This is a genomic window from Mycoplasmopsis adleri, from assembly GCF_045276205.1.
Classification (GTDB): domain Bacteria; phylum Bacillota_I; class Bacilli_A; order Mycoplasmatales; family Metamycoplasmataceae; genus Mycoplasmopsis; species Mycoplasmopsis adleri.
This window is the reverse complement of sequence record NZ_CP174162.1, coordinates 723,263-735,422: the sequence shown is the minus strand read 5'-3', so window position 1 is coordinate 735,422 and position 12,160 is coordinate 723,263. Positions and strand designations below refer to the sequence as shown.

Genomic DNA, 12,160 nt, shown 5'->3' with positions numbered 1-12,160 from the left:
GTTATTTTGCATATAAGCCCATTTTTTTCATTAACTTGTTTAAAACAGGTTTAGCAATCATAGATGCTTTTTTAGCTCCTTCTTCTGTAATTTCATCTACGATTTTTAAAGCTTGTTGATATTTTGATTGAATATCAATTAAAAGTTCTTTAACAGCTGTTGCTACAGCTTGCTTGAATTCTTGATAATTAGCGTTCTTAAATTCTTCTTCAGCTTCTTTTAAAGTAATATTTTTTAAAGCAGCATAAATGTTTAATAAATTTAAAATTCCTGGTTTTGATTCCGAAATATAAACTTTGTTTTCTGAATCAGTAACTGCCTTCATAATTTTGTTATAAGCTTGTTGAGGATCTTCAAGTAAATAAATTGTACTCTTAGTTCCTTTTTCACTTTTAGACATTTTAGAGGTTGGATCTGTTAATGATTTAATTCTAGCACCAACTTTAGGAACATAACCTTCTGGCATTGTTAAATTCATATTGTATTTTGAATTTAGACGTTCAGCTATATTTCTTGTTAATTCTAAATGTTGAATTTGATCTTCACCAATTGGAACAATTTCGGCATTATATAAAAGTACATCACCAGCCATTAATGTAGGATACATTAACAAGTTAGTAGGTATTTTATTAGTTCCATTAGCTTGTTTTAACTTAGTAGCTTTATCTTTATATTGCGTCATTCTTTGCAATTCGCCAAGTGTGGTTTCTGAAGCGCATAATCATTGCATCATCGCGTGTTCTTCAACTTGTGATTGATAAAAAATGGTAGCTTTTTCGGGATTTAAACCGCAAGCTAAATATAAAGCAACAATTGTTTTTCTAGCTTTTCTTAATTCAATTGGATCAACTGCACCAGTTGTTAGAGCATGCAAATCAGCAACAAAGAAATATGAATCAAATTCATTTTGTAAATTAACAAAATTTCTAAGTGCTCCGATGTAATTCCCTAAAGTTAAGTCGCCGGTTGGTTTAATGCCACTTAATAATCTTTTCTTATCCATTTATCCTCCGTTTTATAACAATATAATTTTAATTATATTACTTATTAAATGTTAGAAAAATTTTTAATTTTGAAAATATCACTTTTTTGATAAAATGTAAATTGCATTTAACAGCTGTTATCCATATCATTAAGTCAATAAAATTTCATTTTGATTTGATAGTAGGTTAAGCTGAATAACCAAAATCATTAAAATTTTATTTTTAAGATAGAGAATAACTCCTCAATGTTTTATGCAGAAAGAGGAAAATATGAGATACTTAGGTCCAGTTTTCAAAAAATCTCGTCGTTACGGAATTTCAATTCTTGAAAACGGAAAAGAATTTGCTAAAGGCAAAAAACGTACATATGCACCAGGTCAACATGGTAACAAACGTGCTAAATTATCAGGCTACGGTCAACACTTATACGAAAAACAAAAAATTAGATACATTTATGGTTTAAACGAAAAACAAATGCACAAAGTTTTCACTCGTGCAGCTAAAATGAAGGGTGTTGCTGGTACAAACTTACTTCAATTATTAGAAAGTCGTTTAGACAACCTTGTATATCGTGCTGGTTTTGCTTTAACAAGAAGACAAGCTCGTCAATTAGTAAGTCACGGACACTTTACTTTAAATGGTAAAAAAGCTAATATTCCATCAATGATCATTTCAGTAAACGATGTTATTGAATTAAAAGAAAAATCAAGAAACAACGTTCAAATTAAACAAGCTTTAGAAACAAGAACTCCAGCTGCTTGATTAACAGTTAAAGACTTTAAAGCTAAATATGATAGATTACCAGATAGAAGCGAATTAAACCCAGATGTTAAAGAAAACTTCGTAATTGAGTTCTACTCAAAATAGTTAAGACTTTAAGGAGAGAATTATGAAAAAAGATATTCATCCAAAATACTACGAAATTGATGCTCAATGCACAACATGTGGTAAAAAATTTAAATTCGGTTCTACAAAACAATCTATTTCAGTTGATGTTTGCTCAGGTTGCCACGTAGTTTATACTGGTGATAAAGCTAAAACTAAAGCTACAGGTATGGTTGATAAATTTAACCAAAGACTTGCTAAAATGAACAACAAAAAAGACAAAAAATAATATTTTTACTAAAAACTTGCCTAACGGTGAGTTTTTATTTTCCTCTGTTTTTAGCAGAACTATCAATAATTTAGCACTCTAAAATAAAATAAATAAACTTTTGATAAACTTTTTTGACTAATTAGTCTATAAATTAGCATAATTCGTTAGGTCTATAATTTAGCACTCTTATAAGCAAATACCGATTATTATAATATAATATATATATGAACAATACTGTTGATATAAATGAAATAAAAAAGGAAGATGAAAAGATTGTTTTAAAACTTACGATTGACTTATATATCCAATTAGGTCAACCCGTAAGTTCACAAGCTTTAATTGAAAATTTTCATTTAAAATTCTCTAGTGCAAAAATTAGAAGTTTAATGAATAAACTTGAAAATAAGGGTTTTTTGGAAAAAACTCACTTATCAAGTGGAAGAATTCCATCAGCAAAAGGTTATAACTACTATGCTCGTTTTTTAACTAAAAACGATGTAACTCGTCTCAAAGAAAAGATGAAAGATGTCTTTGCTAAAAGAAGAGTTTCGATTGATCAAACAATAAAGGAAGTTGCTAATATTATTGCTGATACAATTGGGGTTACTTTAGTAGCAACAGAAAGTAATTCAGATGCTGCATTAATCTTGCTACAACTTGTTCCAATCAATGATTATCAAGGCACTATTGTTTTGGTTGACTCTTATGGTGGAACAACATCAAAAATTATCACCATTGATCCTGAAAAAGTAACAATGAATGATATGAGAATAGCAATGAGAATTTTTAAGGAAAGATTAACAAATGTTCCTTTATGTAAATTAGTAGAAGCAGCAAATGCTTTAAAGCCTATTCTAGCTGAATCTATTAAAAACTATGAAGCACTTTTAGAAAGTTTCACAAATCAAGTTTTTGAGTTTCATTTTAACAACAAAAATATTATTTATGGAAAGGATAATATTATTCTTGCTAATGATATTTCAAGAGCGGATTTATTGAAAATACTTGATAGAATTGAAAACAAATCGATTTGAGAAACAATCGAATCAGACTTAAATGAAGAAGAAAACGTTAAAATCGCAATTTGTGATGATCATAGTTCATTTATTGCTAAAAAAATTGAAAATGCCAAAATTAAGGAAATATCTTTAGTTGGAGCAAATAGAATGGATTATGCTAAAGGTATTACCGCTTTGGAATTATTAGAAGAATTACTTACTAATAATCCTGAAAACGGAAATGAAAAAGAAGATAAACAAGAATAAATAATAGGAGACAAAAATGGCTAAAAAAGATAACAAAATAATTTTAGAAAAAGGTGATGTATTAAATCTAACCATTTCAGCTATTGCTAATAAAAAAACATTAATTGAAGAATTATGTGTTGAAAATGTAAAAATTACTCTAGGTAAAGACGAATTATATAAAGGTTTTGATAAATGATTAATCGGTACTGAATATAATGATCACTTTGATTTAGTTATTCCTTTACCAAAACACCTAGAACCATATTATGATGATATAAAAGAAGTTAAATTATCTATTACTATCAATTCATACAAAGAAGCTAGTGTTGTTAAATTAGAAGAAGAAAATAAGAAACTTAAAAAATCAGCTTCTGAATTTAAGAAAGAAAAAGAAAATTATGAAAAACTAATCGAAGGTCTTAAATTCGAAAATATGGAATCAACTCGTACAATAGATGCTTTACAAGAAGAAATAGATAAGACTAAAACTACTATTAAAAAGCTCAAGAAAGAAAAAAGTGACATTAATAAAGCTGCTAAATCTGAAGCAAAAAATAGTACTGGATCAAAAGGTGATAGTCAAAAAACAGAAAAGAAAAATTCAAAATTAAATTCTAAAATCATCAAGGAATATGAAAAAGAAATTAATTCATTACGTGGTTTATTACATGATAATCACTTTGTAATTGAAGAACTTAAATTTAATAATCAAAAATTAATGAATGAAATTAAAGCTAAAGATGAAGCACCTAAAGCTTTAGTTGTTCCAAAAGAAATGAAACAAGAAATTGAAAAATATGCTTTACAAAAATTCTTTGAAGATTTTGTTTCATATTATAAATATTTCAAATTAAGCACTCTCAAAGCAAATGATGATGCTACTAAATCAAAAGATAAAAAATTACAATCATTTGCATCAGGTAATATGATGATTTCAAGACAATTTGATGATTTATTACAAAAATATGGTTTAGTAGAACTTCAACCAACTTTAGGACAAGAATTTGATCCTAGCTATCAAAAAGTAAATGAATTAATTTACGATAAAAAAGCTGCTCCTAATACAATTGTAAAAGTTCACTCACCAGGTTATAAATTACACGATAGAGTAATTACTGTTGCGATTGTCGATGTATCTACTCAAAATAAGAAATAATTTTGTGTGTGGTTATAAGTTAAAAATATTAAATATTATTAAGAACTTTATAGAAAAATCATATTGGTTTTTCTTTTTTTATTTTCTGATATTTCAAGCAAAAATGAAAAGATATTTGGATGAGCTAGCTAAAATTACAACCGATTCTTTATGCCTAATTTGAGTACATTTTCAGATGATGAATTGAACCTTAATCTGTTAAGTAATTAACTCATCCCGAGTTTCCAACTTTTACAATGTAATTTTTAACAACTCATCTGTTTGATGAGCTGTTTTTAATAATTTAAAATTTTAATTCATTTAAAATTCTTAAATATGTTTGATAATCTTGAATTGCTTGATTATTGTTGTCGTTAATAATATATTCTTCACTTTCAATTTTTCCGTCAATAATCTTGCATGTTTTGATTGTTTCTTTTATTACATCTTGTAATTTTTTGATTGTGATTTTTTCATCTACAACACCGAGTTCTTTCAAACCTTTGTTTAAATAATAAATAACAAAATTTAATAAAACAAGAGATAAGAAGCAAAGTACGAAATGACCTTCAATATGCTTTTCACTTCATACATAAATAGGTCTTACAGCTAAAGCACTTTTTAAAGCTCTAAAGTTTGATTCTATTTGTCATTGTTTTGAATATAAATTCACAATTTCTTCAGGTGATAAATCAAATCTAGAGGTTTCATAAGCATAATATCCGTCAAACTTTTCATCTTCGATAATTTTGTCATAGTTAAGTTTGTAATAACCTTTACCACCAACTTTTTCGAAGAATTTAAACTTCTTTTGACCGAACATTACTTGATCATGAACTAGTCCGTCTTTATCTTGTCTTTTAATAAAATTATCGATTAAAATTTGTCTATCATTTTTATCTTTTAATGCTCTTTTTTTACTATATGTTACTACCAATCTTCTCTTGTGTCCGTTTGCTCTTCTATTCTTTCAAAACGAATAAAAAGTAGTTTCTTTATATTTAAAATTATTGTCTCCAAAATAGCCGGATTCATCTATTGCAAAGGTCTTTCGGTCATTTGAAGCCGCTTTTAATCTATAAGATAAAATGTAATCAATATCGTTATCTTCTAAGAATCTTATGTTTCTATTTGTACTCATTCCTCTATCAGCAATGAGTGTTACTTTGTTTAATTCATATTGTGATTTTATATTCAAAATAAAATTAATAAATGTTGATGCATCAGCAGTGTTCCCTTTGAATAATTTATAGTGAATTGGAATGCCGTTTTCATCTGTTGCTAAACCTAAAACAATTTGATCTTCTTTGAATTTTCCATCTTTAGAATAACCTGGATATCTCAATCCTTCTCTTACAAAACTTTCAAAATATACCGCTGAAGAGTCGTATCAAATAATATCTATTTTTCTATTTTTATCTTTGATCAATGTATCGTTAACACTCTTTAAAATGTTATTTTTATTTTCAGCTAAATAGTCTAAAGTATTATAAAATGTCGTCTTTTCAACTTCTAAATTTATATTGAATTTGTCTTTATTTTTAAAGGATGAAAGCATGTTACCCGGATTTACAATTCTATTTGAAATCATATATTTTAATAAATCATTTAAATACTTGGATTTTGATACTTTAGCATCTTTAAAAGGATTTAATTTTTTAAGAAACTGTATAACAAATCATATCATAATTGAACTGTTTTGTTTCAATTTAACCTTGCTTATATCTAACTCTAATTGTCTAATTATCATATTTCTATCTCAATCAGTATTGTAGTTTTGAGATAGTTTTTTAATTTTTTCTACTGGATCAGAACAATATTTTTCTCATTTTTCAACTGTACCGATACCGATAGATTTCTTATAACCTTTGCCAAATCCTCCTGAAAGTGCTAAAGATAAGTAAGTAGAGTTCTTATTTTTTCTTGAAATTAATAGTCATTTGTCTTTTTTCATATCTTTATTATACCACAAATTACAATGTAATTATGTAAAAAAATAACTTTTTTTTATTTATATATAAATAACACTGAAAAAAGTAATAAAAAAGAGCTCCAACTTGGAAACTCAGGTTACAACCGATTCTTTATGCCTAATTTGAGTACATTTTCAGATGATGAATTGAACCTTAATCTGTTAAGTAATTAACTCATATAATTTATTCTTTATAACTGTTTTAAAGCCCTTTGTGGTAAATACGAATTTCATGAGGCGCAATCATATTTAGAATCTGTCCATGCTAATAGCAAGGCATAAAAAATGCTAGCTTTCGCTAGCACTAAAACCATTAAGCAAATTATTGAACATCTGCGTGAGGTTTTAATTTTGATTCAACATATTCATCATATGCTTGAACTGAACCGAATTTCTTAGCATGTACTGCATCTTCGATAACTGTTGGAAGGAATGTTAATAATGCAAATATAATTAATACTACAACTAACATTACTCTACCAACAACTAAGTCTGTAAATGCTGCAAGAGTTCTATCAATACCAATTAATAAGAACATATCAATAATTGGAACGATAGCTGTAACAATTAATGCTGCATAAACAACAATAACTGCTATATATGCTGAAGGTAAGAAGTATCTCTTCTTGTCTTTAACTTCAACAAAGTTTTTCTTTCTATTGATGATACCACCAAGAATTGCAGTTGCGATAAATCCAAATGTGAATAAGGCTGTTCAGTTAGCCATTAAGTCAGCAAATGCATAAAGTCTTGACATAGATAATCTAGCATCATTACTATAGATGTTGTAATCAGAATTAGTAGGTAAGTAAGCTAAAGCACCTATAATTGTAAATACAATAACAATAGGAATTGTTAATACTAATGAGTAGATAATACCAACTTTAGGTTTGTTAGCGTTTAATTTACCTTGTACTTTTTCTCAGAATGGTAAATCACCAGTTGCTAATAAGTCTTCAACATAACGTGGTGCTCACATTGAGAAACCGTTAATAATACCAAGAACACCAATTGAGATACAAATGTTGATAATTCCGAATACTACTCTACCGGCTTTGTCACCCATTAATTGAGACATGTAGTCTTTCATTGAGAAGAATGAACCACCATTGATTGACATTGATACAGCAATAATAACATAAATTAAGGTTGTAATTGATAAACCTAAGAAAATAGCACTAGGAGTCTTTTTAGGTTCTTTCATTTCTGATTGAATACCAGCGGCTACATAGAAACCGTCATATGCGAAGAAGATAGCTGCTACAGCAAGGAATACACCTAAACCTGCACCAAGTCCACCTAAGTCTTGAAGTCCGGCACCGCCTTTAATTAAATCACGGTATGATTCACCAGATGATTTAACTAAAGGTTGAACGTTATCTAAACCACCATTACCTGTTCCAGCTAAAACAAATCCAATAATTGCAATAAATGCAAGAGGTATGAATTTAACAGCTAAAACAATTATATTTTGAATATCACCAACTTTTGATCAGTAAGCTGGAATTGTTAAGAAATAAACTGACATTACTAATCCAATTACTAATCAGATAGCTCAGTCTGCTTGTGTACCGAATGTTAATGCATCTTTATTTATTAAAGCACCAACACCGTCTTGTAATGACATAATTACATATAAAGGCATAAATAAGTATGTCAATGGTAAATAGATGTATGTCATAAAGTCTTTTGAAGCACGGTAAATCCGTTTGCTATTAAAGACTTTTGTTCAGCTCATAAGTGACAAGTTGTCATTTCTAACTGATGAAATTTCAACTAAAGCAAGAGCCATTGCAATAACTGCACAAGAAGCAATTATTCAACAGAAGATAGCTAATACCAAACTATTGTGTGAGCTTGATAAAACGCTACCTGATTTAAAGAAGATACCAGCACCAATTGATCCACCTATAACAATCAACATGGCAGATATAAACGAAATCTTCTTTTCTTTTGTTTGAGTTACGTTTTCTTCCATTTTTTATATTCCTTAAACACATAAACTAAAATTTTAGTTTGATTATATTTAGAAATTATCCTTTGATAATTCTTGTACCACTAGTTCCTTCAATTGCTTCAGCAACTTTATCTAAACTAGCGATAATAGCTACATTTTTGGGGTTTTCATTTACGAAAGCAATCGCTGCTTTAACTTTTGGAAGCATGCTTCCTGGGGCAAATTGATTTTCATCAATGTATTTTTCAAGTTCTGCAACTGTTACTTCTTTTAATGATTTTTGATCAGGTTTGTTGTAATTTACACATACATGATCAACTGCTGTTAAGATAATGAACATGTTTGCTTCAACTTTTGTAGCTAATTTACTTAAAGCAAAGTCTTTATCAATAACACCGTCAACACCTTTGTATTGACCTTTTTCTTCGATGGTTGGAATTCCTCCACCACCGCCTGCTATTACGATGTTATCAGCATCAAAAACTGATTTAATAGTACGCATACCTACAAAGTCCAGAGGTAATGGTGAAGGAACAACCTTTCTAAAACCTCTACCAGCATCTTCAACGATTGTTGAATTTGGGTTAGCTTTTTCAGCTTCTTCTTTTGTTTTGTAGAATGGACCAACTGGTTTTGTTGGGTTTTTGAATGCTTTATCTTTAGCATCAACAATTGTTTGAGTTAAGAAGTAAACAACATCTTTGTCGATTTTGTTTTTCTTTAACTCATTTGTAATAGCAGTTAACATATGGTAACCTATATAACCTTGTGACATACCACCAGCTTCAGCAAATGGAACTAATGGAGTCTTTTCATTTACTTTTTTAGCATCAGCAAATGCGTTGAAGATCATTCCTACTTGTGGTCCGTTACCATGTCCCACAAGTACCTTGTGACCTTCTTTAACTAATTCTGCTATTTTTTTAGCAGGTAATTTAACTAATTCTTTTTGTTCTTCAGGATTGTTTCCTAAAGCGTTTCCACCTAAAGCAATAACAATTTTTGACATTAATTTAACCTTCCTATTTTTATTAAAACATTTGTTTTATAGTAGTTTTCGTTAAATTAGTAACCAAGTGTTGCTAAAATAATTGCTTTAATGGTGTGCATACGGTTTCCCGCTTGTTGGATTGATTTGTTGTGTTTTGATTTAAACACTTCATCTGTAACTTCCATAGCACCTGTAGCTACAACTGGGTATTTCTTGCCAAATTTTTCTTTAATTTCAGCTGAGAAAATTGTGTGGTCATCATGGAATGCTGGTAAGCAGTGTAAGAAGATAACATCTTCTTTAGCAGCTTTAATCATGTCCATGTCAACTTGGAATGCACCTAATTCTTTAATACGAGGTTCAAATAATGAAAAGTCTTCACCTAATGATACTCATACGTCTGTATAGATAGCATCTGCGTCTTTAGCAGCTTTAATTTTATCGTCTGAGAATGAAACAGAACCACCGTTACGTTTAAATAATTCTTGACATTTCTTGTAAACTTCTTTGTGGTCTGGTCCATTTTTAACAATGTCTCATTGAGCTTTAGGACCACAAAGTACAATATTAACACCGAAGAATGCGGCACCAATCATTAATGAACGAGCAACGTTATTTTTGATATCACCAGCAAAAACTAATTTTTTGCCTTTTAAGTCGCCACAGCATTCTTTCATTGTTAAGTAGTCTGCGAACATTTGTGTTGGGTGTTCAGCATCTGTTAAACCGTTTCATACAGGAACACCTGAGTATTTAACTAATGCATCAACATCAGCTTGTTTGAATCCACGGAATTCAATACCGTCGTAGATTTGACCTAAAACCATAGCGGTATCTTCAATAGATTCTTTTTTACCGAAGTTTGAACCTGCAGGTCCGATGTATGTACATGAAGCACCTAAATCAGCAGCAGCAACTTCAAATGAACAACGTGTTCTTGTTGAGTCTTTTTGGAACATAATAACAATGTTCTTACCAACAAGTGGTCTACTGTTTACATGTAAGCCTTGTGCTTTAGATTTTTTTAAGTCTAATGATAAGTCTAATACATAATTAACTTCGTCTGTGGTAAAGTTTAAAGCTGAGTCTAAACTTCTACCTTTTAAATTCATTGGCATATTAATCCTTTCGAATATACTAACCTTAAATAAATAAGGTAGTATATTAAATTATTATTTACATTGAAAATTAAATATTATTTTAAGTTTTCTCTAACAAGAGGCATTGACATACATCTTGCTGAACCCATACCTAATGAAAGTTGGTTTCCATCAAATGAAAGAACTTTAATTCCAGCTTTCTTAAGAGCTTTTTCAGTTAATTTGTTTCTTGAGTAACCTACAACAACACCTGGTGCAATTGCTAAGTAGTTTGTACCATCGAAGTGTGTTTCGATATCAATATCTAATTGTTGAGCTCCTTGACCAGCAATAGGGATTAAAACTGGTTTCTTGCCGATAATTCTTGTAAGAATTTCTTCTAATGAGCCATCAATTTCGTGTCATACTAATTCTGGATCACTAAGATCGATTTCTCATACTTTAAGTACTGATAACATGTTAGGTGAGTATAAGAATTTGTTCTTATCTAACATTGTTAATCATGTATCCAAGTGCATTAAGTTTGGCATTGGAGGTACGTTAATAGCAAAAATTCTTTCAAATGTTGTTTCTGAGTCAGCTTGAATCTTTCTTGCCATTACTTTAATAGCTTCTTTGTTAGTTCTTTCACTAACACCGATTACTAAAGTCTTAGAGTTATAAATAAATACATCCCCACCTTCGATTCTACCTTCATCGTTACGATCGAATCAACGTGGTGTTGATTTGTAGTCTGGGTGGTTGTCAAATACAAATTCTGAGAAAATTGTTTCTCTTTGTCTTGTAACATATTTCATGTGGTGTAATGAAATACCATTACCTACTGAAGCAAATGGGTCACGTGTGAAGTATAAGTTTGGCATTGGGTCTACAACTAATTCTGTAGGTGCTTCTTCTTCACTTAAACCTAATTCTCTTCTTTCAATACCAGCCATCATGGTTCTGATCATTTTTTTAACAGATTTGGTTTCGAGGTTAGTGATGTATTCCTTAACTATTTGTCTTAAATTACTATTTAATTTTGGTTCACATTCGTCTAATCATCTTTCAATGAAATCTTCTCTTGTTGATTCTGAAACTTTCTTTCAAGTGTCAGCAACTAAGTCAACTAATTGAATTGGTTTTACACCATTTTCTTTTAAGATTTCACAGAATCTTTCATGTTCTCTAATAGCAGCATCTGGTTCTAAGATTGCTGAGAACAATAATTCATCAAGGCGTGATGGGGCTACCCGCCTAATTTCATCGCCTGGTGTATGAACTAGAACTTCTTTGAGTTTTCCTATTTCACTGTAAACATTAATTTTTTTCATTTTTGTCTCCTTAAACATCTTAATGAATTTGACACAACTTGAATGTGTCGATTAAATTATATTAAATATATATATCAATATTTTTATTTTTTTATTTAATGTGGAATTTTTCACAAAATGAAATATCTCATTTTTTGCCGTATTCGTTTGTTTTATAGATTATTTAGACAAAATTTATAATAATAAATTTTCAAAAATATTCCACACATGTACGAATTTTTCATAAATGCAGTTTTTGGATCTTTTATGAAAATATCAAAAACTTGATTATTTATATTTTTAGTAAAAATGCCAAAAATTAGTAAATTTTTCATTGGTAGAAATCCAACAAAAAATAAAAAATTAAAGACTTTCAAAATCTTCAAT

General features: G+C 29.4%; 10 protein-coding genes. 4 read left to right on the top strand and 6 right to left on the bottom strand.

What is annotated here, in order from left to right; all coding sequences use genetic code 4:
- Position 1: 1 nt before the first annotated feature.
- On the bottom strand, positions 2-1,003 hold the full coding sequence (gene trpS, locus ACJA22_RS03090; protein WP_406616812.1) for a tryptophan--tRNA ligase: 1,002 nt from the start codon (positions 1,001-1,003) through the stop codon (positions 2-4).
- A gap of 250 nt (positions 1,004-1,253) precedes the next feature.
- Between trpS and rpsD the strand changes: the two genes are divergently transcribed.
- The 4 genes from rpsD (at position 1,254) to grpE (ending at position 4,482) form a co-directional block, all read left to right on the top strand.
- Complete coding sequence (gene rpsD, locus ACJA22_RS03085; protein WP_406617568.1) at positions 1,254-1,850, top strand: 30S ribosomal protein S4; 597 nt, start codon at positions 1,254-1,256, stop codon at positions 1,848-1,850.
- Between the two features lie 22 nt (positions 1,851-1,872).
- Positions 1,873-2,097, top strand: a complete 225-nt coding sequence (gene rpmE / locus ACJA22_RS03080; RefSeq protein ID WP_406616811.1) for a 50S ribosomal protein L31 — start codon at positions 1,873-1,875, stop codon at positions 2,095-2,097.
- Positions 2,098-2,303: 206 nt separating this feature from the next.
- Positions 2,304-3,344, top strand: coding sequence for a heat-inducible transcriptional repressor HrcA (gene hrcA / locus ACJA22_RS03075; RefSeq protein WP_406616810.1), 1,041 nt, complete (start codon positions 2,304-2,306; stop codon positions 3,342-3,344).
- A 16-nt stretch (positions 3,345-3,360) separates the two neighbouring features.
- Complete coding sequence (gene grpE / locus ACJA22_RS03070; protein WP_406616809.1) at positions 3,361-4,482, top strand: nucleotide exchange factor GrpE; 1,122 nt, start codon at positions 3,361-3,363, stop codon at positions 4,480-4,482.
- 283 nt (positions 4,483-4,765) lie between these two features.
- Here grpE and ACJA22_RS03065 read toward each other — a convergent pair whose 3' ends face one another.
- From ACJA22_RS03065 to ACJA22_RS03045, 5 genes are all read right to left on the bottom strand, one after another.
- The gene (locus ACJA22_RS03065) at positions 4,766-6,415 is read right to left on the bottom strand and encodes an IS1634 family transposase (protein ID WP_406616808.1); all 1,650 of its coding nucleotides are present in this window, start codon (positions 6,413-6,415) and stop codon (positions 4,766-4,768) included.
- Between the two features lie 340 nt (positions 6,416-6,755).
- Positions 6,756-8,411, bottom strand: coding sequence for an APC family permease (locus ACJA22_RS03060; RefSeq protein ID WP_406616807.1), 1,656 nt, complete (start codon positions 8,409-8,411; stop codon positions 6,756-6,758).
- A 55-nt stretch (positions 8,412-8,466) separates the two neighbouring features.
- Complete coding sequence (gene arcC, locus ACJA22_RS03055; protein ID WP_406616806.1) at positions 8,467-9,399, bottom strand: carbamate kinase; 933 nt, start codon at positions 9,397-9,399, stop codon at positions 8,467-8,469.
- A 56-nt stretch (positions 9,400-9,455) separates the two neighbouring features.
- Positions 9,456-10,499, bottom strand: a complete 1,044-nt coding sequence (gene argF / locus ACJA22_RS03050; protein ID WP_406616805.1) for an ornithine carbamoyltransferase — start codon at positions 10,497-10,499, stop codon at positions 9,456-9,458.
- Positions 10,500-10,576: 77 nt separating this feature from the next.
- Positions 10,577-11,794: an arginine deiminase family protein gene (locus ACJA22_RS03045; RefSeq protein WP_406616804.1), complete on the bottom strand. Its 1,218-nt coding sequence runs from the start codon at positions 11,792-11,794 to the stop codon at positions 10,577-10,579.
- Positions 11,795-12,160 lie beyond the last annotated feature (366 nt).